Raw genomic sequence first — 24,531 nt, forward strand, 5'->3', positions numbered from 1 at the left:
GCGGTTGAACTGGAGGACGACATGTTGAGCAACTCGCTGGTTGAACTTGATCGCGCGCATCTGATTCACCCGGTTGCATCCTATCGCAGCCATGAGGCGACGGGCGTCCGCGTGCTGAAGTCAGCGAAGGGCGCGACGCTGACCGATCTCTCGGGACGACAATTGCTCGACGGCTTCGCCGGCCTGTGGTGTGTCAATGCGGGCTACGGACAGGACAGTATCGTTGAAGCGGCGACGAGGCAACTCCGCGAACTACCTTATGCGACGGGCTATTTCGGGTTGGGCTCCGACCCGGCTATCCGGTTGGCCGCAAGGCTGGCTGAACTGGCGCCTGGCGATCTCAACCACATCTATTTCACGCTGGGTGGCTCCGATGCCGTCGACAGCACGATCCGGTTCATTCGCTACTACTATCACGCCAAGGGCACGCCACAGAAGGACCAGTTCATTTCCCTCGAGTATGGCTACCATGGATCGTCAACGGCAGGATCTGGCCTGACGGCGCTGCCCGCCTTTCATGCGGGTTTTGGGGTGCCCCATAGCTGGCAGCACAAAATCCCGTCACACTATGCCTATCGCAATCCGGTCGGTCCTCACCCGCAGGCGATCATCGATGCGTCCGTGGCGGCCCTGCGGGCGAAGATCGCCGAACTGGGCGCAGATCGCGTTGCCGCCTTCTATGTCGAGCCGATACAGGGCTCGGGAGGCGTCCTCGTTCCGCCGCCGTCCTGGCTGAAGGCCATGCACGCGGTTTGCAAGGAGCACGGCATTCTGTTCGTTGCCGATGAGGTCATCACTGGCTTTGGCCGAACCGGTCCGCTGTTCGCCTGTGAAGAGGATGACGTCGTCCCGGATCTCATGACAACGGCTAAGGGACTGACGTCGGGCTATGTGCCGATGGGGGCCGTTCTGATGTCGGACCGCGTCTACAACACCATTGCCGATGGCGCCGGCAAGGCGGCGGTCGGACACGGCTACACCTATTCCGCGCATCCGGTCAGCGCGGCCGTCGGGCTCGCGTGCCTCGACCTCTACGAAAACGGCTTGCTCGAGAACGGCCGCAAGGCCGGGCACCGCCTCATGGAAGGTCTTCGCGCGCTGGCGGATCATCCGCTCGTCGGCGATGTCAGGGGCCGCGGCATGCTGGCCGCAATCGAGCTCGTGACCGACAAGGAACGCAAGACGCCCCTGCCGGCGGAAGCAGACGCGGCGCGCCGCATTTTCGATCGCGCATGGGACAACGGCCTCGTCATCCGCGCCTTCGCCCAGGGCGTGTTGGGTTATGCTCCGCCGCTCTGCTGCACGGATGCGGACATCGACGCCATCATCGAGCGGACAAAGGCTACGCTCGACCAGACGCTCCAAGACAAGGACGTCCGCGCGGCCATGAAAGGCTAGGCACCGCGCCCGTCCTCTAGCCGTTGAATATGCTTTCGAGAGGCAGATGGGATTTCACGATCGGCGACTTCAGCACGACGAAGCTGAAGTACTTGTCGATGCCGATGTCCATCTCGACCAGGCGTTCCATGACCGCCTGGTATTCGCTGATGCCTGCGGTGATGAACTTGACGAGATAGTCATACCCGCCCGAAACGAGATGGCATTCGACCACGGAATCGATTTTCTCGATCGTCGTGAGAAAGCGCGCGAAATCGATCTGCCGATGATTCTTGAGAGTGATTTCAGCGAAGACCGTCAAGGTTTGACCGAGCTTGGCAACATCGATCTGGGCGGAATAGCCGGTGATGAAGCCCTCCGTCTGGAGCCTTTTGACGCGCATCAGGCAGGGGCTCGGGGAAAGGTTTATGAGCTCTGCGAGCTCGACGTTGGAGATCCGCCCGTTCTTCTGCAGTTCGCACAAAATCCTGATGTCGATCTTATCGAGCTTCATAGCAATGCCATGAGATGGAGGCCGACGACGGCGTCGAGGTTTTGCTTTAGCGTCATGTGCATCGTCATAGCATCGATCGGCATTTTTTCCCAACCAAGCGCGGAAACTGGATCCTAGAACTCGCTGACCTTGCCCCAGGCGCTCACTTTCAGCCGCTCCGGCCTGTAGGGGCGCGGGTCAACGATTGGCGCGCTGCCCGTAATGATGTCGGCGATCATGTGCCCCGCGCCCGGGCCGATCCCGAAGCCGTGGCCGCTGAATCCCGCGGCCAGGATGAAACCTGGAATCGACTGAACTTCGCCGATAGCTGGGATGCCGTCTGGCGTGCTGTCGATGTAGCCGGCCCAAACGTTCGAGATCGCGACGTCCCGGATTTCCGGCACAAGCTCGCAAGCTCGTCGATGTGTCGCCCGAATCTGCTTCATGTCGGGGCGCGGATCGAGCGTCCGGTTCAGCTCCATCGGCGTCACCTCATCCAGTCTCCATTTAGCCAGGGTCTCGTGGCCTTGCCGCAGGCCCTCGAAAGCCCCCGGGCTGAGACTTCGCCACCGGCGGGCGAACATGGGCAGGAATTCGCGTCCGAATCTGAATTGCTGCGGCGTGGGATCAACTCGCGCGCGCCCGCTGATAGCGAGCGTGTATCCGCCATTGCCACGCCGGGTGATCGAGACGAGTCCGGTGTGAAGGGCGTCAGGCAGCCCGGCAGCGCCAGGAGCCACGGCGAGAATGGACTGGCGCACGGACGCCTGCGGAAAGCGAATTCCAAGCTGGTTGCAGAACGACGATGCCCACGCACCTCCTGCCATGACAACTGTCTTGGTCCGGATCGTGCCGGCTTCGGTCACCACTCCGCTGACCCGGCCGCCGCTGAGCTCGATGCCGCGCGCGGCGCAGAGCTGGTGTACGGTGCCTCCCGCCGCCATGATCGCGCGCGCGGCGATGGGGACGGCCTTTGAAGTGTCCGCCGTCCCGTCTGTCGGCGAGAAGACGCCGCCCTTCCACTTGCGACCTGTCGCCTTGCCCCGGCCGCTCGCCTCTTCCGAGCTCAACATGTGCGTCGTGACACCGACGGTTCTGGCGAAGTCTCGCCACTTGGCCCAGCCTGCCAGCTCATTCTCGTCGTTCGACAAATACAATAGGCCGCAGCGGCAAAAGCCGGCGTCTTCACCCGTTTCCTGGGCAACTCGTTCCCAGAGATCGAGGCTCTTGGTCGCAAGCGACAGCTCGCGTGCATCGCGGTTCTGTTGGCGGCACCATCCCCAGTTGCGGCTGGACTGCTCGGCGGCGACGCGGCCCTTCTCGAGCAAGGCAACCTTGAGGCCGCGACGCGCGAGATAGTAGCTTGTGAACACGCCCACGACGCCGCCGCCGATGACGACGACGTCCGCCTCACGAGGCAGGGACGGACTGGATTCGATATGCAGGAGCGGCGCGCTCATTGGGCAGGAATCTCCATATGGCTCTACCGTATCCGACCAGTGCGGCAGACACGCAGCGGAGTTTCAGGTTCGGGCGGAATATCCTGCGGTTTGCTGCTTTTGGCGCAGGCAATTGTTGCGGGCTGCTTCGCGGGCACGGCCAATCGTAGGTGAGGAATCCAATGGATAGTCTCTGCAATCGGATCAGCCCTTCGTCGTCGGCAGGCTTGCTCGGGCCCTGCGCCTGCATCGGCAGCCCTGGCAGCCGCAGACCGAAATGCCAAATCGGACTTCGTTTTTAGAACTTCATGCTGCCTATCCGGCGCGTTTCGGCGACTCCGGGATGATTGAAGCGGCCAGACTCGTGAGTACCGGATCAATGTCGATCAACGGGCAAGAGTTTAAAAGGTGACGCTTGATGAGCCTTGTCTGGGAGGAGACCTTTGCCGAAGCGATCCAGCAAGACGCCAATGCCAGGCTCTCGGACTTCGATTCATTCGAGCGGTTCCCTCGACTGATGGGCCGCGCTCGGCGACGCCTTTGCCTGTAGAGCAGCACTCTGAATCATGTCGGATTCATCGCGCGGAGAATGGCAGAATGACCGACGAGTTGTTGACCTGTCCGAGCGTAGTGGCGGCAAACGGGGCCGAAGAGCCGACCCGCAACCGGATATCAGGACGCTGTTGAAAGGGGAGTATGCTCAAATGACCTCTGCTCCCCAGCCTGTAGCCTCGGAAGATGTGGTGCTCGCGGTCCGCGACCTGACCGTGAGCTTGCCGGCGGGCATGGAGCGGGCGCACGCGGTCGAGAACGTCTCCTTCGAATTGAGGCGCGGTCAGATCCTCTGCATCATAGGAGAATCCGGATCTGGCAAGTCGGTCACGGCCAACGCGATCATGGGGCTGTTGCCCAGGTCGATCCGCGTGTCCTCGGGAGCAATCCGTCTGGAAGGGATGGATCTGGTAGGACGCTCGCCGGAGAGGCTACGAGATCTCCGCGGCCGTGTCGTCTCGATGATCTTTCAGGACCCGCTGTCCGCGCTCAATCCGTTGATGACCGTGGGCGCGCAGATCGAGGAAGTGATGGCGGCGCACGGTGTGGGGACGCCGAAATCCCGTCGTGGTCGCGCCATGGAATTGCTGATCGAGGTGGGCCTGCCGGATCCGCCGCTGATGTATCATCAATATCCGTTCCGGCTTTCGGGCGGGCAGCGACAGCGGGTGATGATCGCCATGGCTCTGGCTTTGGAGCCTACGATCCTGATCGCGGACGAGCCGACCACCGCCCTCGACGTGACGACCCAGGCCCAGATCCTGCATCTGATCCGCGATATTCAACGCCGCAAGGGAATGAGCGTGATGTTCATTACCCACGACTTCGGAGTTGTGGCGGAGATTGCCGATTCCGTCGTGGTGATGGAGAAGGGACATTGCGTGGAGCAGGGGAGCGCCGAGCAGGTGCTGAAATCCCCGAGTCATCTCTACACGCGCCGCCTGATCGCGGCCGTGCCGCATCTGACGGGCAAGGACCGCGTCCCGGCGGAAGCCGCGGCCCCGTCTCCCGTTCTGAAGGTCGAAGGTCTGGTCAAGACCTATCGCAGCGGCAGTGCGCTGTTCGGCAGGCAGCGGATCGTACCCGCGGTCAATGGCGCGTCGTTTGACCTTTCGCCAGGACGCACCCTGGGCGTCGTCGGAGAAAGCGGCTCCGGCAAATCATCGCTCGGGCGAGTGTTGATCAAGCTCCTCGACAGCGACAGCGGCTCCATCCTGTTCGAGGGACGCGATATTGCCCGGCTTTCCGAAGCCGAGTTTCGGCCGCTTCGGCCGAAGATCCAGATGATTTTCCAGGATCCTTTTGCCTCGCTCAATCCGCGGTCAACGGTCGGGCAAATCTTGACCGTTGGTCCGATTGCGCACGGGGTACCTCACAAGCTGGCTTGTGAGCAGGCGCGAGAGCTCCTCGCCCATGTCGGCCTGGATGCGGGAACGTTCGATCGCTATCCCCACGAGTTCTCGGGTGGCCAACGTCAGCGCATCGGAATCGCTCGGGCGCTGATGTTCAAGCCGAAGCTGCTGATAGCGGACGAAGCGGTCTCCGCGCTCGACGTATCGATCCAGGCGCAGATCTTGAAGCTGCTGGACCAGGTTCAGCGGGAGACCGGCGTATCGATGGTGTTCATCACGCATGACTTGCGTGTGGCCAGCCAGATTTGCGACGAAATCGCAGTCATGCATCGAGGCCAGATCGTCGAGCACGGACCGCCGTCGCAGATCTTCCTGAACCCGAAATCCGCCTACACGCGCGAACTCGTCGCTGCCATCCCCGGCGCGCAGCAAAGCAGCGCCCGCTCCGCCGGAAGCCAATCGACCCTTGCCGGACATAGCCACAAATGAGGAGGCGTCATGACTGAAGCTCAGACTGCATCGAACTATTCGCGGCGTAGCGCACTCCAGTTGATGATTGCCGGAGCAGCAGGCCTTACCGGATCAAATCTGTTCGGCAAACCTGCCCACGCGCGCACCTCTCCGGCGAAACCGAGCGGCCGCGTGATCGTGGGGCTTGGACAAGAGCCGACCGTCTTCAATCCGCTGATGGTACACATTGAAGTCGATGACGGCGTGCATTTCTCGGTATTCGACGCGCTGTTCCGCATCGATCCGCAAGGCGTCATTCAGCCCAACCTGGCCGCGGAAGTGCCGGACCAAAAGAACGGCGGCATTACGCCGGACGGCCTCAACTGGCGTATTCGTTTGCGTGACGATGTGCGCTGGCACGACGGCAAGCCTTTCAGCGCCGAGGACGTGAAGTTCACTCTCGAACTGATCATGAATCCCAATTTCCGCAGCTGGCGCACGGCCGGTCATGCTCTGGTGCGCGACATCAAGGTGATCTCGCCCACGGAGATCTCGTGGCGAATGGAAGAGCCCTTTGCGCCGTATCTGTCGTTCCTGACCGAAACATTCATCGTACCGAAGCACGTCCTGGAGAAGGAGGCCAATCCGAACAGCGCCGCTTTCAATCAGGCGCCTGTCGGCACCGGTCCGTTCAAGTGGGGCGAGCGCATCGCCGGCGATCATCTCGAGCTCGTGGCGAACCTCGATTATTTCGGGGAAGGTCCCCATATCGAGACGCTGGTCTTCAAATACATTCCGGACCTCACCGTTCTGTACACCCAGTTCAAGAGCGGCGACATTGATCTCGTAGGCCAGCCCTACATCACGCCTGATCATTATGGGGAAGCCAAGACGCTGCCGAACCGTGTGGTGACGCTCGTCCCAAGGACCTCGTTCGAATCCTTCTACCTGAACCTGGAGCGCCCGCAGTTCAAGGAGCTTGCCGTTCGCGAGGCGCTCTATGCGGCGATCGACAAGGAGGCGATCATACAGGGCCTCTATTACGGGGTGCCTACGCCGACAGAGACGTTCATGCCGCGGCAGTCCTTCTTCTTCAATGCCAATTTGCCCTTGCACCAATTCGACCTGAATCGTGCGGCCAAGATCCTCGATCAGGCCGGCTGGGCAAAGGGCGCGGACGGCATTCGTGCCAAGAACGGCGTTCGCCTGTCCTTTGCCAATTCGACCACGTCGGGCGATCCCCTTCGCGAACAGGTGCAGCAGTACCTGCAGCAGACGTTTGCTCAATTGGGCATCGAGATGAAGATATCGAACCTGCCCGCCGCCGTGATGTGGGGCGATTTTTGGGTGCAATCGCAGTTCGATTCCGTGATCGTGGGCTCCTCGTTTCTGATCGGAGCGGACCCGGACGTCACGAATCGCCTGCACTCGCGCTCGATCGCAGCGAAGGGCGGCCGCGGCTCGAACAATGCACAATATTCAAATCCGGAGGTTGATGCTTTGCTCGACAAGGGCGCACGCAGCTTCGATCCGGAAACGCGGCGCCCGATCTACTTCCGCATACAGGAACTCGTGCGTCGCGATTTGCCATTCCTGCCGCTGTATCAGAACAACTCGGTCGAAGGTCTCAAGAAGGGGATCAACGGCTTCGTGCCGAACGGCAATACGCGCACCGAATCCTGGAATGCGCTGGCCTGGTATTGGGCGAGCTGATGTGCTGCCGGCCGGGGTTCGGTGGCCAAGGCCGGCGCAGGAGTGATGCTGCAACAGTAACATGGTGACTCGAATGTCCGGGTTCCTGCTCAATCGTCTCGTGCAGAGCATCGTGCTGCTGGTGATCGTCTCGATCATCGGTTTCACGGTTCTGAACCTCATGCCGGGTGGTCCTCTTGCGCAATTCGGACTCGATCCCGGCATGTCCCAGCAGGACGTGCAGCGACTGACAGCTCAGCTGGGGCTGGACCGGCCGCTGTGGATTCAGTATCTCGACTGGGCTTGGCGACTGGTACGGGGCGACTGGGGCCACTCTTTCCGTGACGGCTCTTCGGTGCTGGCGGTGATTGGCCGACATCTCCTGGCGACGCTGCTGCTGATGGGCACATCCACTGCATTGGCAATCGCGGCCGGCACGTGGATCGGAATCCGTGGCGCCACCCACCGCTATTCCCTGTTCGACTACTGCGCGACGGTCGGCGCGATGGTGGCGCTGTCGGTCCCGACCTTCTGGTTCGGCCTGATCGGCATCTACATCTTCACGCTGAAGCTGGGCTGGGTACCCGCAGGCAACATGTACACGATCGGCGACGGCTCGGTGCCGGACTATCTGCATCACCTGATCTTGCCGAGCCTGGTGCTGTCGCTCGTTCATGTCGCGATCTGGAGCCGCTATATGCGCACGGCGACACTCGATGCGCTCAGTCAGGATTTCGTCAAGACGGCGCGAGCCAAGGGCGTGAGCGAGCGGCGCATCCTGCTGAAGCATGTCGTCGGCAATGCGCTGCTGCCGATGATCACGCTGGCAGGGATGCAGCTGCCCAGCATTCTCACCGGGGCGCTGGTCACGGAGACCGTGTTCACCTGGCCGGGCATGGGGCGGCTGTTTCTCGACAGCCTCGGCTACAGCGACTATCCGGTCGTGATGGGGCTGTTGATCTTCTCGGCCATGCTCGTCCTGTTGGGCAACCTGATCGCAGACATCGTGATCGCCACCGTCGATCCGCGCATTCGCCTGGCCTGAGCACCTTGCGGACTCACGCCAGATAAGAGGAGCCAGTCAATATGACCACCATCGTCGCGCACGCAGCTCCGACCCGCTGGTGGCACAGCCGTGCTGTTAACCGCTTCATGCGTCACCATCTGGCACTCCTGGGAATCGCGATGATCACGCTGCTTGTGCTGGCGTGCGCCATCGGTCCCTATGCCTTGCCTTACGATTCGCTCCACATCGACCTGCGCGCCCGCTTTGCTCCGCCCCTGGCAGGCAACCATTACTTGGGCACGGATCCCTTGGGGCGTGACCTCGCCGTGCGGCTGTTGATGGCCGGCCGCGTCTCGCTGGCGGTGGGATTCTCCGCGATGTTGCTGTCGACGTTGATCGGTACGCTCGTCGGCGTGACGGCCGGCTATCGCGGAGGCTGGATCGGGGCGGCACTGATGCGGACGGTGGATGGCTTCCTGTCCTATCCCTCGATCTTCCTCGTCCTGGCGTTGGCCGCAACGCTGCGGCCGAACCCGGTGATGATCACCGTGATCATTGCCGTCACGAGCTGGATGGAGACCGCGCGAATCGTCGAGGCTGAGGTCCGTTCGCTGCGCGAGCGCGAGTTCGTCCAGGCTGCGCGCATGGTCGGGCTTAGCAGGGCGCACATCATGTTCCGCGAGATCCTCCCCAATGCCATGGGGCCCATCATCGTCGCCGCAAGTCTGGCCGTCGCGCGCGCGATCCTTCTGGAGGCCTATATCAGCTTTCTCGGCTACGGCATCCAGCCGCCGCTGCCGAGCTGGGGCAATATGCTCAATGGCGCCCAGCAATATCTGGCCAGTGCTCCGTGGCTCGCCATCATTCCCGGTGCCGCGATCACGATTGCCGTGACGAGCTTCAACTTCATCGGCGATGGGCTGCGAGATGCTCTCGACGTTCGAAACGACAATTTTTGACCAATGTGAGCCACGTCGCGGCCGGACATAGAGAGATCAGAGAACCACACGCCATGCACGCGCCCAGAATTGCCGAGAAGGCGACGCCCTATTGGTGGGAAGCCGCCCCGCTGAAGCCGCTGGCTCGGCAACCATTGCCCAGAAAGCTCGACGTACTGATTGTGGGCGCTGGCTACGCCGGACTTTCGGCCGGCCTGGTATTGGCGCGCGAGGGACGATCAGTTGCAGCTTTCGATGCAATGGATCCCGGAGAAGGGGCTTCCACGCGCAATGGTGGGATCACCAGCGGAAGCATTCGTCCGGATTACGCGACACTCTCGCGGCGCTTTGGTGAAGAGAAGGCGCTGGCGATCGAAGCAGAAGGCAAGGCTGCACGCGAGTTCCTCTACGAGTTCATCAAGACGGAAGGGATCGCATGCGACTTCCAGCCGGTGGGACAGTTCAAAGGCGCCTTCGGATTTGAACAATACGAGGCCATGGCGCGTACCGCAGAAAGGCTCGCGAACAAACTGAAGATCGAGGCTTATGCCGTTCCGTATGTCGAGCAGCGCAAGTATATCGGCACCGATGTCTATCGCGGCGGCACGGTTCGAATGGACATCGGCGGATTGCAACCGGCGAAGTTCCATGCCGAGCTGCTGCGCGTCGCGCTCGCCTCGGGCTTGACGGTCCACACGCGGACATCGGTCGTCTCAATAGAAAGAGATGACGCCGGATTTCGCGTCGTCACCGCGGCCGGTCAGGTACAGGCGCGTCAGGTGCTGGTTTGTACCAACGGTTACACGGATGGTGCCGTGCCCTTCCTGCGCCGCAGGCTGGTCCCGGTTCGCAGCCGGATCATTGCGACCGAGGAGCTTGCGCCCGAAGTCATGGCGCGGCTGATGCCGAAACGGATGATGATCACCGAGAACCGGGAGGTCGGCTTCTATTATCGCCCTTCGCCCGATGGCAAACGAATTCTGCTCGGTGGACGCGATAGCTCTCGCGTCGGCGATCCAGTGGCTCCGAAGCTGCTACTCCGCAAGGGCCTGATCAATCTGTTTCCGGAGCTGGAAGCTGTCCGCCTGTCGCACAGCTGGTTCGGCAATGTGGCGATGAACCGCGACATGCTTCCGCGCATCTTCCAGAAGGATGGCATCGTCTATGCAACCGGCTTCTGCGGTTCGGGCGTCGTCTGGGCGCCATGGATCGGCATGCATGCGGCCCACAAGCTCATGGGAAACGACGAGCAGGCGCGCACGGCCTTTGACTTCCGGCCGCCGGCTTTCATCCCGTTCTATCGAGGCAATCCCTGGTTCATGCCTGCCTTCATCCAGACCTATCGCATGCGTGATCGGATCGCGCTGTGGCGCGCCAGCCGTTGACGGCTGACAGCACGGCATCCAATTAGCGGCACGGCCGCCGGCGCGCGCGCCCAAGAAGAGAGTCGATGCACTACGTCTCCACACGCGGTCATTCGGGTCGCAAGCAGTTCTGCGAGATATTGCGCGAAGGGCTCGCGCAGGATGGCGGGCTCTACGTTCCTGAGAGCTACCCGCGCGTGGAATCCACTCCTGGCTTTCGAAATCCTGTCGCTCTATGTCGACGATATTCCGCCAGCCGACCTGAAGGCAATTTGTGAAAAGACTTATACGCCGGCGATTTCCCGAAGCCCTGATATTGCGCCGCTGCGAAAGCTGGAGACGGGATTTTACCTCCAGGGCTGAGTACGTGATCGGCGTTCTGCTAGCAGCAGATTGGCCGCTCCAAGGCATCATCGATGAAATTCTATGCCGAACTTTGCTCCAGTCTGATTGCGCAATGCTGTCGGACGCAAGGTACGCTGCAGGCCATGCGGGATCATCAGATTGCCCTCGCCCCGGGCAACCGCGAACGAGACGTTTATTGATCATGAAAACCGCGGCTTACCAGGCTGAAGATCGTGTCGCTGAAGACGTGGTCCTCGTCCCTTTCGCGACATCACATCTGGAAGGCGCCTTGAAGCTCTCACAGGAGATGTCCTGGCCTTATCGGCTCGAAGATTGGGATGTCGCGCTGCAGTTGGGCCAAGGCTTCGTTTTGGAGCGCGCTGGGACGGTGATCGGGACGGCAGCCTGGTGGCCGTACGGCGAGACGCATGCTTCCGCCGGAATGATCATCGTTGCGAAGGACGCTCAGGGCCGCCGCTATGGGGCCCGGCTCATGGATGCGTTGCTGACCTCCGCGTATTCACGGTCTATCGCGTTGAATTCGACAGCCGAAGGCATCATGCTTTACCGGCGTCGCGGTTTTGTGCCGATCGGGGTCATCCACCAGCATCAGGGAATTCCCAGAGAGCGCCATGAGCCGCCGCCGGGGCTCGTCAGGGCAATGACTGCATCGGATTTCGTGGCGATCATGCGACTCGATCGCGACGCTACCGGCTTGGAGAGACGACAGATGCTCGAAAAGCTGCTGCAAAACGGTGATGGCTATGTCCTGCAGCGTAACGGCATGGTCCGCGGCTATGCCGTCTGCCGGCTTTTCGGCCGCGGTCATGTCATCGGGCCTGTCGTCGCCGAAACTGCGACCGACGCACGGGCGCTGATCGAGGCTGCGCTCGCGCGGCTCGGCAGTGTTTTCGTCCGCATCGACACCTCTGCCACGTCGCAACTGGGGGAATGGCTTCAAGGCATTGGCCTCGAGCGGGTCGGCGATGCCACCACCATGGTGCTGGGCACGCCGGCGTCATCGCGCGGGCCGGCGCGCGTGTTTGCGATTCCCAATCAGTCTTTCGGCTAGGAGACAACGACGTGCCACGCGAGGAGATGAGCGGGACGGATCACCAGGACGGGGAGGCGGCTGCAACGCTCGGCGAGCTGGCCACGCCGGCTCTCCTGCTCGACAAGCATCGGCTCGATCGCAATCTCGGCCGCCTGTCCTCGCGCATGGCGGAGCGGGGCGTCGTGCTGCGTCCCCACATGAAAACCGCGAAATCCATCGATGTGGCCCGACGGGCCTGTCCGGCCGGATCGGGGCCGATCACCGTCTCCACCCTGGCGGAAGCCGAGTACTTCGCGCGGCACGGTTTTCGCGACATGACTTATGCCGTGGGTCTGGCACCCCACACAGCCGAAAGAGCGATGCGTCTGCGGAAAGCAGGCGTCGACCTCAAGGTGCTGCTCGATTCGACGGAGCAGGCGAGACTGCTTGGCGCCGCCGGTCGTGCCGCTGGCGTGACACCGTCCGCGTTCATCGAGATCGACTGCGATGGTCACCGCGGCGGGCTGACCGCCAGCGATCCGAAGCTGATTGCAGTCGCGGCCGCGCTGGGCGAGGCCGGAGTCAGGCTCGCCGGGATCCTCACCCATGCCGGCGAGTCCTACAGCCTCTTCACGCGCGAGGCTCTCGTTGGCGCCGCGGAGAACGAGAGGGCGGTGGCGGTCGCGGCGGCGGAGGCCTTGCGGGCGGCCGGCGATGAATGTCCTGTCGTCAGCGTCGGCTCGACGCCGACCGCACATTTCGCCGATGATCTGACCGGCGTCACTGAGATGCGCGCCGGCGTCTACATGTTCTTCGATCTCGTCATGCAAGGCGTCGGTGTCTGCACGACCGACGACATCGCCATCTCGGTGCTCACCACCGTGATCGGCACGAAGCCCGAGAAGGGCTGGATTTTTGTCGATGCGGGGTGGATGGCGCTCTCGCGCGACCGCGGCACTGCGGCGCAGCGGGTTGACCAGGGATATGGTCTGGTCTCCGACGTGGCCGGCAAGGTCTATCCCGACCTGATCGTCTCGCAAGCGAACCAGGAGCACGGGATTCTCGCCATCAGGCCCGGGTCGGCGCACGCTTTGCCCGATCTTCCGATCGGCGCGAAGATCAGGATTCTCCCCAATCACGCCTGTGCGACGGCGTCGCAACATGAAGTGTACAACGTCGTCTCCGCCGGCAGCGACGCGATTCACGCCCGATGGCCGAGGATGCGTGGCTGGTAGGGCTGACCGGCCATTCCCAGCCCTTCTGGTTCCCGCCGCTGATCGGCGCCCATTACCGGATCAAGGATCGCTTCCAATGACCTCGCCCCTTCGACACCTGACGGAAGCCGGCTTCCTCGGAAAATTCTACATCGACGGAAAATGGCGGAAGCCGATCGGATCAGTGACGGCAGCAGCAACTGTCGTCAATCCGGCGACTGAGCGGCCGATCGCTGACGTCGCCCTCGGCGATGATGATGATGTGGATTGCGCCGTCGCGGCCGCCAGACGAGCCTTCGCCGGTTGGTCCATGACGCAGCCGGCGGTGAGAGCGTTGCTGCTCGACCGGATTCATGCCTTGCTCCTTGAGCGCCTGGAGCTGTTCGCGCAGGCCCTCACGGCCGAGATGGGAGCCGCTATCACCTACGCGCGCCGCGCGCAGGTGCCGCTGGCCGCCGAACATATCCGCGTCGCCCGCGACAATCTCGCGATTTATCCCTTCATCGCCGCGCGCGGGAGCACCGCGATCATGCGTGAGGCAATTGGCGTCTGCGGCCTCATCACGCCATGGAACTGGCCGCTTTATCAGATCACCGCCAAGGTGGGTGCGGCGATCGCAGCCGGCTGCACCGTGGTGTTGAAACCGAGTGAATTGTCGCCGCTGAGCGCCTTGCTGTTCGCCGAGGTGATGAACGACGCCGGTTGCCCTCCCGGCGTCTTCAATCTCGTCAACGGCACTGGTCCAATCGTAGGGGCCGGTCTGGCGTCGCATCCGCAGGTGGACATGATCTCGATCACCGGCTCGACGCGCGCCGGGGTTCTCGTCGCGCAAGCGGCAGCGCCGACCGTCAAGCGCGTTGCCCAGGAGCTCGGCGGCAAGTCGCCGAATATCATCTTGCCGGACGCCGATCTCAGCCGGGCTGTTTCGCTCGGCGTCGTCGCCGCGTTCCGCAATCTCGGTCAATCCTGCAGCGCACCGACGCGCATGCTCGTGCCTCGCTCACACATGGAAGAGGTCGAGACCTTGGCGGCAGCGGCGGGTTCAGAACTGGTGGTCGGCGATCCCCTTGCGGAAAGCACGACTCATGGCCCGATCGCCAACCGGCCGCAGTTCGAGCGCGTGCAGACCATGATCAGTGTCGGCCTGGAGGAAGGCGCCAAGCTTGTCATCGGCGGGCCCGGGCGGCCCGGCGACCTTCAGATTGGCTTCTATGGGCGGCCGACCATCTTCTCGAACGTCCGTCGCGACATGCGGATCGCGCAGGAGGAGATCTTCGGCCCGGTGTTGTCGATCATTCCTTACGATACGGTGGAGGAGGCGATCGCGATCGCCAACGACACGGTCTATGGCCTCGGCGCTCACGTGCAAGGCACCGATATGGAGACGGTGCGGGCAGTCGCCCGTCAGATCCGGTCTGGTCAAGTTCATCTCAACCATCCCGACTGGGACCCCAACGCACCCTTTGGCGGATACAAGCGCTCCGGCAACGGCCGGGAATACGGCCGCGAAGGCATAGACGAATATATCGAGACGAAGGCTGTCCTTGGATTCTACTGATCTGACGCCATCTCGTCTGCGGGACGGACCGGCACGGTGAAGTGAAAAATTGCGCCGCGGGGCAGGTTAGGGGTCACCCACAAGTGCCCGGCATGAGCTTCGATAATCGAACGGCAGATGGACAGTCCCACCCCGAGTCCGCCCGCCTTCGTCGTGTAGAAGGGGGTAAAGACGTGCTCGAGATTCTCCGGTGCCAACCCCGGTCCCGAATCCTGCACCTCGACAAGAACACGATCAGGCGCGACCCAGCCGGTGGTGATAAGCACCCTTCTGGCGTCGTCCGCGACCGTGCCCATTGCCTGGACAGCATTGACGATCAGATTAAGGACCACTTGCTGCAATTGGACGCGATCGCCCTCGATACGCGGCAAGCTCTCTGCAAGTTCCGTCTGCACCGAGACGCCGTTTTTCATCGCTTCGCCGCGGGTAAGCTCAATCACGTCCCGGATGGCGTCGTTGATGTCCAGATTATCCTTCCGGGGCGGTGCTTTTTTGATGTGATCACGAATTCGCTGGATGATGTTGCCGGCCAGGGCAGTATCGTTGATGACCCACTCCAGTGATTGCCTGACCCTCCCGAGATCGGGTGGATCTCTGTCAAGGAATCGGGCGGCCGCACCGGCATTCATGGATGCCGCGGCGACCGGCTGGCTTACCTCGTGGGCAATCGAGGCCGTGAGTTCGCCCATGGTGGCGAGCCGGTTGGCATGCGCCAACTCCCTCTGCATCTCGCGCAGGGCCTCCGTGGCGCGCTTCTGTTCGGTGATGTGCCGTCCCACGCCGCGATAACCGATGAACCGGCCGGACTTGTCGAAAACCGGCATCCCGGAGACGGAGACGTAGCGCTTGCGGCCGTCGGCCGTAGGGCGCGCGAGTTCGAAATCACGGAACGGCAGATGCGCATCGAGCGTCTCCCGATGCTTGCGCCAAGCCTCCTCGTCGGGCTCCAAGTAGGGCACCTCCCAGCGCGTTTTACCAAGTTCAGAACCCGAGCCGGGAGCGTCAGCAACGGTTTCGGCGAACTCCTGGCGGATGAAGCGATGGTTCGCATCTGATTCCCAGTACACGTCGAAAGAGAACTGCACGAGAGTACGAAACCGCTCTTCGCTCTCCCGCAGAGCCTCGTCGGACCGTTTACGCTCGGTCAGGTCGACGACAAAGGAGACACCTTGGTCCCGTTGCTCATCGAACGCAGCCATTCCGATCAAGACCGGCACGCGGCTTCCGTCCTTACGGAAGTACTCTTTCTCGAACGGTTGGACGCTCCCCATCTTCTTGAGTTCCGGGATCCACCATCGTTCGTGGCGGTCGAGCCATTCCGGCGGCGTCAGGGCGGTCCAGAGCAGGCGGCCAGAGACGAGATCCTCACGGTCGTACCCCACGATGCGCAGAAACGCGTCATTGGCCTCCAGAATCTTACCTTCGAGCTCCCAGATGACGATTCCGATGATGTTGGCGTCGACAAGACGTCGAATTTTCGCTTCGCGCTCCCTCACATCGCGGTACAGCGTGGCATTTTCCAGCGCGATTGCAGCCTGGGAGGCGAGCAGCTTCAGCACCGCAATTCGCGCCGGTGCAAAAACGTGGGGCGTCAACGAATTCTCAAGGTAGAGTGCGCCAATGAGCTTGCCATGGTTGATCAAGGGCAGGCCGAGAATGGAACGGGCCTTGAGCTGATTGACGTAGGGGTCCGTGGCAAACGAAGGCTCGACGGCGGCATCGTCGAGAACGGCACATTCTCTAGCTCGCAGGACGTAGTGAAGAACGGATTCCGGAAGCAGGTCCGCGGTCACGCGTGTCTCTCGCAGTTCGACGATGACTCTGTCGCCGTGGGTCGTAGCTTCCGCCTCGATGCGCGGCTCGGTGTCGTGCGACAGAATCAACAGACCTCGGTCAGCACCAGCTTGTTCAATGGCCGTGCGCATGAGAGTGTCGACGAGCTTCTCCAGCACCATCTCGCCCGACACCGCTTCAGACACCTTGATGACGGTGGCTAGGTCGAGGTGCTCGACCGGCTCCCCGATTGTGCTCATCGGGCCGGTCTCCGATCTCTCCTCCCTCAGGTACGGGTACATACGCTCGAGCTGCCTCACCTTGCCGTCGGCTCGCCAGCGTTGATAGCCGTAGCGGGCGTCCCGCAAATAGGCATGCGCGATGGTTTCGAATCCTCGCGCCGCGTAGAAGCGCGCAGCAAGTTCGCTGGCCAGCGCTTCATCCTGCACGAAACCGTTCTCGCGGGCCGAACGGATGGCGCGGTCGTAAAGACGCATGGCGTCAAGGTCGCGGCATTCGATGCGTACTATTTCGGCTTGCACGAGCAGCGCTCGGCTTTCGAAGTTCTCTGGACAGCCATGCGCCCAGCTATCGAGTTGTTTTTTGTGCTCGGACAGCAGCTGGAGATAATGCGAGCGCTCGTCGGCTTGAACCGTGTCCAAGAAAGCCGCAAGCGTCAGCGCGCGATAGAAATTGTACTCCGCAATCTCGAAATATGCGAGAAATGACGGAGATACAAGCCGCTCCGCCTGAGCTGCTGCCTCGATGGCGGATGCATAGTCGGCGGCGTAGTAACGCGCTTGCAGCTTGCGGATCCAATAGCGCCAAGCCGCGTATGCCAGCCGCGGGTCGCCCGAGAGATGCTCTTCAAATCGGCGCTCGTCGAATTCGGCGTCGCTGAAGCAGCCAAACTCCGGTGTCAGTCCGCGCAGCGTGCGGATCAGCCCGAGCTGCGCCCTGATCACATCGACGACGAGCCAGAACTGAGCTTTTTGCGCGAATTCGAGCGCGGCTTCCGCTTCATTCTGGATCTCCACCAGCGGTTCACCGCTTGCGAGAAGGTCTGTGATCAAAGCGCCGCGCGCAATGTTCGCAAAGCTCACATCGCCTGTTTCCTGCGCGGCCTCGAGCGCGGTCCGCACCAGGGGAATGGCCGTGCGGACGTGCCGCGTCCAGGCAACAACGTGCCCGAAACCCAGGTAGACACGCGCTTTGAAGCCAAGGAGCCCACCGTTCTCCACCAAATCCACGCCGAGTTGGCCGAAGCGAAATCCCGACTGATAATCACCGAACCGGGGCCCCAGCAGCATTCCGAGCCAGACATAGGCGAAACATGACGCACCGCGATTGCCATGTTCGAGACTCACGTTGGCCATGCGGGCAATGACAAGGCAGTGCAGATTGGTATCGGTGAACAGGGCCGATGGCAGCAGCTCTGCGAGCACGTCCATGGTCGCACACCATGTCCCATCACTCATCGCCGGCAAAGCGATGAGCGCTTCGATCGGCCGGCTTCCGAGCCGCCGCCACATCTCTTCGAATTCGCCCCGGACCTCCTCGTCCCTCGGATGCGGCGACCACGAGATGCCAACGTGCTTCAGATATTCGAGGCCCACATCGACGGCGCGGTCGCTCTGAGCCATCGTCATGTAGAGCGGCACGCGCACACAGGTGATCGCTGCGAGATCGACCAGGTTTGCGGCGCGATGCGCCAGCATCGCAAGCCGCTGCTCCGCTGCCGCCAACGCGCCAGTGAGGAATTCGCATTCGGCGCGAAGCAGGTTGAGCGCAAAGGCGAGTTCGTGTTGTTGCTTCCAGCAGTCTTCCGGCAGCAGGCTTGCTCCGTCGACCAGATATTTCAGCGCCGGCGCGTAAGCGGTCGAGCGTTTGGCGCGTTTGCCTGCGAGCAGATTGAGCTCGGCCAGCTGCTCGCGTTCATCTCGCGAGGTCATCAAGGTCTCGCCGCGGTTGAGTTGGTTGACGATCTCGAAGATGGCCTTCTCACGCTCCTCCTGCAGAGTCTGCGCCAGAAGTCGGCGGCCAATTCGCAGATGGACCGCCGCGCGTTCATCATCCGCGATCAGCGAATAGGCGGCTTCCTGCACGCGGTCGTGCACAAACCTGTAGGCTCCCGTCTGGTGCTCGACCAATTCCTGGCGAACGGCCTCCCACAGGTCGGAATGAACCTGCGGATCGGAGCGCCCGAGCACGATCGAGAGTGTCGTACTCTCGGCGACGTTGCCGAGACAGGCCAGCTGCTGCAGCGTATTCAGTGTGCCAGCCGGCAGGCGGCTCAGCTTCTCGATCATCAGGTCCACGACATTGTCGGTATGACCCTTGAGGTGAATGCGATCCAGATCCCAGCACCAGCACCCTGCGTCATGATCGAATCGGACCAGTCCCTCTTCGGCAAGTGCGCGGAGGAACTGAATGACGAAGAATGGGTTGCCAGCCGTTTTATCGTGGATCAGCTGGGCGAGCGGCGCGGCACGCTTCAAGTCGCAGTGAAGAGCATCTGAAATCAATTGCGAAATGTGTTCGCTGGCGAGCGGCGCAAGGATGATCTGCTGCACGTTTGCGCCAGCGTTCCTTATGGCTTCAAGCCTCCGCCGCAATGGATGAGCGGCGGTGACTTCGTTGTCGCGATAGGCGCCGATCAGCATCAGGTATTGCAGATCGGACCGGGTCAACAGGTCCTCAAGCAGGTCCAACGTAGCAGCGTCGAGCCACTGCAGATCGTCGAGGAACAGCGCCAATGGATGCTCGGATCGTGCGAACACCCCTATGAAGCGCCGGAGCACGAGATGGAAGCGGTTTTGTGCCTGCCGCGGGGGCAACTCAGCAACGGGCGGCTGCTCTCCCATGATCAGCCGCAATTCAGGGATCAGGTCGGCAACGAGCCGTCCGTTTGCGCCCAGCGCATCTTGAAGGGCTTGGCGCCACCTCGTTAGTTCGGCGTCATTCTTGCTCAGAAGAGACCGCACGAGGCTCCGAAAGGCCTCGACCAGCGTGGAATACGGAATGTCGCGTTTGTACTGATCGAACTTGCCCGATGCGAACAGTCCATGCGATGGAATTAGCCGATGATGGAGCTCATTGACCACCGAGGACTTGCCGGCGCCGGAATAGCCGGAAACCAGCACCAATTCCGGTGCGCCGCTCTTAATCATGCGCTCAAAGGCCGCCAGCAAGGTTTCAATCTCGCAGCCTCTTCCGTACAGCTTTTCGGGGATCAGCAACCGGTCGGGCGTGTCGTACTGCCCGAGTGCAAACTCTTCTACGCGGCGTCCGGTTTCCCATTCACTCAGGCAGCGGCGTAGATCATGCTCGAGGCCTGACGCGCTCTGATAGCGTTGCTCGGCGGACTTGGCGAGCAGCTTGAGGACTATGGCTGAGATTGGGGCCGGCACAGTGCTCACCCGCTCGCTTGGCGGCACCGGCTTTCTCGCAATATGGCAATGCACCCACTCCATTGAATGTGCCGCAGTGAACGGCAACGAGCCGGTCAGCATTTGATAGAGCGTCACACCGAGCGAGTAGAGATCGCTGCGGAAATCGATCGAGCGGTTCATCCACCCGGTCTGTTCGGGCGCCATGTAGGGGAGCGTGCCCACGATGAACTCGGGCGGCCCGGGCGAGCGTCGCTCCCGGACCAGGCGTGAGGCTGTACCGAAGCCGGTGAACCGGATCGCTTCATCCTCGCAATTCACCAGAATATGCGCCGGTTTGATGTCCTTGTGAATAAGGCCGCACTGATGCACCTTGTTCATGGCTTTCACGATGCCGATCGCCAGTCGCAAGAAGCGTCCGACGTCCATGGGAGCGCCAAGCAACCGCTCGAGCGGCTGGCCGCCAGGATACTCGAGCAGCAGAACTGGATGACCTCCGGAGTACTCCAGCCCAAGCGGCCGCAGGGCCCATCCGCCGTCCAGCAGATCCTTCAGTGCGAACTCGTGAGCGAGCCGATCGAGGATGCCGGATGAAGCGTGCTTCACCTTGGGAAATACCGCCAACACAGCTCTGCAGCCGTTATCCGAATCCGGGCGCAATGCCCGGCAAAAGATGCGGTCATCGTCCTCCCATAGCACTTGGAACCTGTTGTCCATGCGTCGAACCGGAAACGAAGGGTTCAACTGGAAGCCCTCCAAGTGACCCAACGCCCGGGTGAGGAGGTACTGTCCTAAGCGCCGATTCTGCCACAAACGCGGGGATGTGCCCAGCGTAAGCTGCGGCGCCGGCCAATGCAGGTCGAAGAAGCGTCGCGGATCGTCGGCAGAGGTTGGCTCACAATCATTGGTTTATGCCGGTTTGGCGCTACCGGAATAGGGTCGTTCACGCCATGCGCGTGAGCCGCTGACAGCACATCGCCTGGTCCTGCGCATCTTCAACGCAACGTCGTGCCGAACCCGCGCCGGTGCGAACTGCGGCGGTTATCAACCCCGATGCCACCGCACTTTCAAATGAAACGCTTGCACTGATCTTGCAACCACAAAGCAAGGCCGTGTGCTGCCCCTGACAGTTCAGGTTCTCCTGTCCAGATGAGCCCGTAGTGGCTTTCGTCGGCATCGAAACCGGCAGGGGCGATGAGCCGCCCTTTATCGATGTCGTCGGTAGCAAGGACCCATGGACTGAGGGCAACTCCCAACCCCGCTGTTGCGGCTTCAACGATCAGGAAGTGGTGGTCGTAGAAGCGAATCTCCCTGGGACGCCGCACGGATGGATGGGTGGAAAGCCATCGCGACCAAGCGTCCGGCCGGGTCTTTGAACCGAGGGCGATGTACTCCCCCGATTCAAATGCCGGCGCGAGTTGGGGGCTCATGACCGGTCCTACCTTTTCAGGAAAAAGGCGCCGGACATGCCAGGCCTCTGGGAGCGCAAAGTCGAGCCGACGAATGGCAAGATCGACCCGGTCGCGGCGAAACTCCACCGGTCCGCCGCCGACTGACAGATGCAGGGCGACATCGGGGTGGGCGGCCTCAAAGCTGGCAAGCCTCGGAATGAGCCAGCGCATCGCGACTGACGGCTCGCAAGACAGAACGAGAGCATTCTGCTGAGCGCTGGCCGCACGCAGGTTCTCGACAGTCGTCGCCAGCTCGGTGAAGAAGCGGCTGACGGTCACGTTGAGCACCTCCCCAGCAGCAGTAAGGCGCAAGCCACGTCCGCTTTTTTCGAACAGTTTGAATCCAAGGTCGTCGGACAGCTTGGTGATCCGGCGGCTCACAGCTCCGTGGGTCAAGGCAAGGCTGTCGGCGGCGGAGCGGACGGACCCCAGCCGCGCTGCGGTCTCGAACGCACGCAGATCGTCCAATGATGGTATTTCGGACCGCTTCATTGGTGATCCATTATCACCGATAAGGCACAAAACTATCGCTTTTCATGCTACGTCGATTTGGCATGATTGATCCATGCGAACCGATCGTCCATGCACAATTGCCATTCTCGCCGATGACCTGACCAGCGCCTCGATGTCAGAAAAGGTTCTGTGATGACCCAAATAGCTCCTCTTGCCATCACCATGGGCGATGCCTCCGGCATCGGTCCGGAGATCGTGGCGAAGACATTGGCGAAGGGCGGCGAACGCTTGGTCGTCTTCGGCAGCTCGGTCGTGATGGAGAACATCGTCGATCGTCTGGGTCTCGGCCTCAAGGTCAAGCGGATCGCCGGACCTCACGAGGCGCGCTCTGAGCCGCGGTCCGTCGAGGTCGTCGAGGCGACGCAAATCATCGCGCCGCCCCCGCTCGGGAGCGTCAGCGCCATATCCGGCCAAGCTTCCTTCGACGCCGTCGTCGCCGCCATCGCGGCAGCCAAAACCGGCACGGTCAGCGGCATCGTGACCGCGCCAATCAACAAGGAGGCAATGGCAAGTGCGGGCATTCGTTATCCCGGGCACACTGAGATTCTCGCGGAGTATGGTGGCGCGAAGCGCGTCGCGATGATGCTGGCCAACGACGAAATCCGCACGGTGCTCGTCACGATCCATACGTCTCTGCGCAAAGCCATCGACGAAGCGGATTTCGATGCGCAGATGTCGGCCATTCGGCTCGCAAACGAGGGTGGGAAGGCCCTCGGAATCGCGGCACCGCGCGTTGCGGTCGCAGGGCTCAACCCCCATGCCGGTGAAGGCGGTCTCTTCGGCGACGAGGAAATCCGGATCATCGGTCCCGCGATCGAGGCGGCACGCGCAGAGGGCATCGACGTCAGCGGCCCGTGGCCCGGCGACACCGTCTACATGCAGGCCCGCAAGGGCCGGTTCGATGTGGTTGTGGCCCAATATCACGACCAGGGCCTGATTCCCGTGAAATATCTCGGCCTCGAAAAGGGTGTGAACATCACGCTCGGCCTGCCGTTCGTCCGTACAAGCCCCGATCACGGCACCGCGTTCGACATTGCAGGCCGAGGCATCGCCGACCCCGCCAGTCTCGAGACCGCGCTGGCCTACGCGCGCAGGCTCGTCGCCGCGCAGATTAAAACCAAAGAAGGGTTAGTCTAATGGGCCTTCGCTTCATCTTCATGCTCACGCGCAACGATCGCACCGTCGAGGACGCCTCTGAACAACTCAAGACCGCCCTGGGTCTCGGTGTTCGCCACATTGGCTTCAAGGACATCGGCCTGCCGATCGACCGACTCAAAGTGCTCAATCAGGCCATCAAGGCAGATGGCGCGACCTCCTATCTCGAAGTCGTTTCTCTCGACCGGCAAAGTGAGATCGTTTCGGCGAAGGCGGCGGTCGAAATCGGCGTCGACGTCTTGCTCGGCGGCACAAATGTTGACGACGTGCTACCGATCCTTGCCGGCACCGGGATTCAATACTGCCCCTTCCCGGGCCGCATCTCCGGTCACCCGAGCGTGCTCGAAGGGACGATCGACGAGATCGTTGAGAGTGCCAAGGCGCTCGCCTCGCGGGAGGGCGTTTATGGCCTCGATCTGCTCGCCTATCGCTCCAAGGAAGACGTTCCGGCCCTCATCAAAGCGGTGTGCGCGGCGGTGCCCAAGCCCGTCTACGTGGCCGGCTCGATTGATACGCCTGAGCGGATCGCCGCCCTGAAGGACGCAGGAGCTGCCGGCTTCACCATCGGCACGGCCGCATTGGACGGCAAGTATCCGGCCGACGACAAGGACGTCGCTCGCCAGCTCGGGGCCATCATTCGTGACGTGGCCGCTCTGAACCGGCATCTCTCGCCGCTCCACAAGAAGAACCTGGCCAGCTCGTTCGGCCAGCTCAAGGAGACCTGGTCTCCCAAGATCGCCGGTCAGATCAACGATATGCAGATCAAGCTCGCCAAGTTCGCGGGCGAGTTCGCCTGGCGCTTTCACAGGAGCAGTGACGAGCTCTTCCTGGTGCACAAGGGCCGCCTGTTGATGAAGTTCCGTGATCGCGACGAAATCATCGAGCAAGGCGAGTTCATCGTGGTCCCCCATGGGGTCGAGCATTGTCCCGTCGCGCTGGACGACATCTGCGAGGTCTTGCTGCTCGAACCCGGCACGGCCTTGGATGCCGGCACCGCTCACGAAGTCGCAGGCTAGGCCGTCCGCGGAAATCGAGACGGATTGCACTGGACTGCATGATCGAGATCCTATCGGTTTGCCTGCTTCGGTGGTGCTAGCAAAAGAATAGGGGGCGGACTATCGATATGGACTGACGGCATGGTGATATGGGGTCACCAATGGAGTCATCGACGTTCCCTCGCCACGACGTCCCAAGCGCGCATCTCCGCAAAGCCGTAGCTCGGTATTGCCGATCAGCTTGCGTGGTCCGATGCCGAGATCGTCTTGAAGGCTTCGCCACAAGCGCGATTCAAGGGGTCCGCGGACAGGCTGCGCCACGCTCAGCCGAGCTGGGACTCGATCGCGCTTGAGCAGCTTGTATCACTCGAGCGGTCAAAAACCCGAACATCTTGCGTGGTCCTGGATGATTTCAGCACATTGTATCGCGCGCACGGTGCGA

General features: G+C 61.9%; 16 protein-coding genes. 12 read left to right on the plus strand and 4 right to left on the minus strand.

Annotated features, from left to right (window positions below; all coding sequences use genetic code 11):
• The first annotated feature begins 21 nt into the window (after nucleotides 1-21).
• Nucleotides 22-1,398, plus strand: coding sequence for an aspartate aminotransferase family protein (locus tag BM222_RS04095; protein ID WP_092226996.1), 1,377 nt, complete (start codon nucleotides 22-24; stop codon nucleotides 1,396-1,398).
• 16 nt (nucleotides 1,399-1,414) lie between these two features.
• Here the strand turns inward: BM222_RS04095 and BM222_RS04100 are convergent, their stop codons facing one another.
• Entirely contained in the window at nucleotides 1,415-1,891 is a 477-nt protein-coding gene (locus BM222_RS04100; protein WP_027544593.1) for an Lrp/AsnC family transcriptional regulator, read from the minus strand.
• A gap of 113 nt (nucleotides 1,892-2,004) precedes the next feature.
• Nucleotides 2,005-3,330, minus strand: a complete 1,326-nt coding sequence (locus tag BM222_RS04105; RefSeq protein WP_092226997.1) for an NAD(P)/FAD-dependent oxidoreductase — start codon at nucleotides 3,328-3,330, stop codon at nucleotides 2,005-2,007.
• Nucleotides 3,331-4,013: 683 nt separating this feature from the next.
• On the opposite strand from BM222_RS04105, the gene BM222_RS04110 reads away from it, so the two are divergent.
• From BM222_RS04110 to BM222_RS04150, 9 genes are all read left to right on the plus strand, one after another.
• Complete coding sequence (locus BM222_RS04110; RefSeq protein ID WP_092226998.1) at nucleotides 4,014-5,702, plus strand: ABC transporter ATP-binding protein; 1,689 nt, start codon at nucleotides 4,014-4,016, stop codon at nucleotides 5,700-5,702.
• 9 nt (nucleotides 5,703-5,711) lie between these two features.
• The gene (locus BM222_RS04115; protein ID WP_092226999.1) at nucleotides 5,712-7,376 is read left to right on the plus strand and encodes a peptide ABC transporter substrate-binding protein; all 1,665 of its coding nucleotides are present in this window, start codon (nucleotides 5,712-5,714) and stop codon (nucleotides 7,374-7,376) included.
• 73 nt (nucleotides 7,377-7,449) lie between these two features.
• The gene (locus BM222_RS04120; RefSeq protein WP_092227000.1) at nucleotides 7,450-8,400 is read left to right on the plus strand and encodes an ABC transporter permease; all 951 of its coding nucleotides are present in this window, start codon (nucleotides 7,450-7,452) and stop codon (nucleotides 8,398-8,400) included.
• Between the two features lie 41 nt (nucleotides 8,401-8,441).
• Nucleotides 8,442-9,320 (plus strand): ABC transporter permease, encoded by an 879-nt coding sequence (locus BM222_RS04125; protein ID WP_092227001.1) that lies wholly within the window; start codon nucleotides 8,442-8,444, stop codon nucleotides 9,318-9,320.
• Between the two features lie 53 nt (nucleotides 9,321-9,373).
• Nucleotides 9,374-10,684, plus strand: a complete 1,311-nt coding sequence (locus tag BM222_RS04130) for an NAD(P)/FAD-dependent oxidoreductase (RefSeq protein WP_092227002.1) — start codon at nucleotides 9,374-9,376, stop codon at nucleotides 10,682-10,684.
• Between the two features lie 65 nt (nucleotides 10,685-10,749).
• Nucleotides 10,750-10,941, plus strand: a complete 192-nt coding sequence (locus BM222_RS04135) for a hypothetical protein (RefSeq protein ID WP_244547006.1) — start codon at nucleotides 10,750-10,752, stop codon at nucleotides 10,939-10,941.
• Between the two features lie 179 nt (nucleotides 10,942-11,120).
• Entirely contained in the window at nucleotides 11,121-12,080 is a 960-nt protein-coding gene (locus BM222_RS04140) for a GNAT family N-acetyltransferase (protein WP_349509844.1), read from the plus strand.
• A 26-nt stretch (nucleotides 12,081-12,106) separates the two neighbouring features.
• Nucleotides 12,107-13,276 carry an alanine racemase gene (locus BM222_RS04145; RefSeq protein WP_092227283.1) on the plus strand — a complete coding sequence of 390 codons (1,170 nt, stop codon included), beginning with the start codon at nucleotides 12,107-12,109 and terminating at the stop codon, nucleotides 13,274-13,276.
• Between the two features lie 76 nt (nucleotides 13,277-13,352).
• Entirely contained in the window at nucleotides 13,353-14,813 is a 1,461-nt protein-coding gene (locus BM222_RS04150; protein WP_092227003.1) for an aldehyde dehydrogenase family protein, read from the plus strand.
• On the opposite strand, the gene BM222_RS04155 is transcribed toward BM222_RS04150, so the two are convergent.
• Together BM222_RS04155 and BM222_RS04160 are read right to left on the minus strand one after the other, a co-directional pair.
• On the minus strand, nucleotides 14,807-20,692 hold the full coding sequence (locus BM222_RS04155) for an AAA family ATPase (protein WP_092227004.1): 5,886 nt from the start codon (nucleotides 20,690-20,692) through the stop codon (nucleotides 14,807-14,809). The genes BM222_RS04150 and BM222_RS04155 overlap by 7 nt on opposite strands.
• Before the next feature lie 350 nt (nucleotides 20,693-21,042).
• Nucleotides 21,043-21,918 (minus strand): LysR family transcriptional regulator, encoded by an 876-nt coding sequence (locus BM222_RS04160; protein ID WP_092227005.1) that lies wholly within the window; start codon nucleotides 21,916-21,918, stop codon nucleotides 21,043-21,045.
• 153 nt (nucleotides 21,919-22,071) lie between these two features.
• On the opposite strand from BM222_RS04160, the gene pdxA reads away from it, so the two are divergent.
• Both pdxA and BM222_RS42975 read left to right on the plus strand, forming a co-directional pair.
• Nucleotides 22,072-23,076 (plus strand): 4-hydroxythreonine-4-phosphate dehydrogenase PdxA, encoded by a 1,005-nt coding sequence (gene pdxA / locus BM222_RS04165; RefSeq protein WP_092227006.1) that lies wholly within the window; start codon nucleotides 22,072-22,074, stop codon nucleotides 23,074-23,076.
• Nucleotides 23,076-24,110 carry a cupin domain-containing protein gene (locus BM222_RS42975; RefSeq protein WP_092227007.1) on the plus strand — a complete coding sequence of 345 codons (1,035 nt, stop codon included), beginning with the start codon at nucleotides 23,076-23,078 and terminating at the stop codon, nucleotides 24,108-24,110. The genes pdxA and BM222_RS42975 overlap by 1 nt, the downstream gene beginning before the upstream one ends.
• Nucleotides 24,111-24,531: the final 421 nt, after the last annotated feature.

Source organism: Bradyrhizobium sp. Gha (assembly GCF_900113735.1).
Lineage (GTDB): Bacteria > Pseudomonadota > Alphaproteobacteria > Rhizobiales > Xanthobacteraceae > Bradyrhizobium.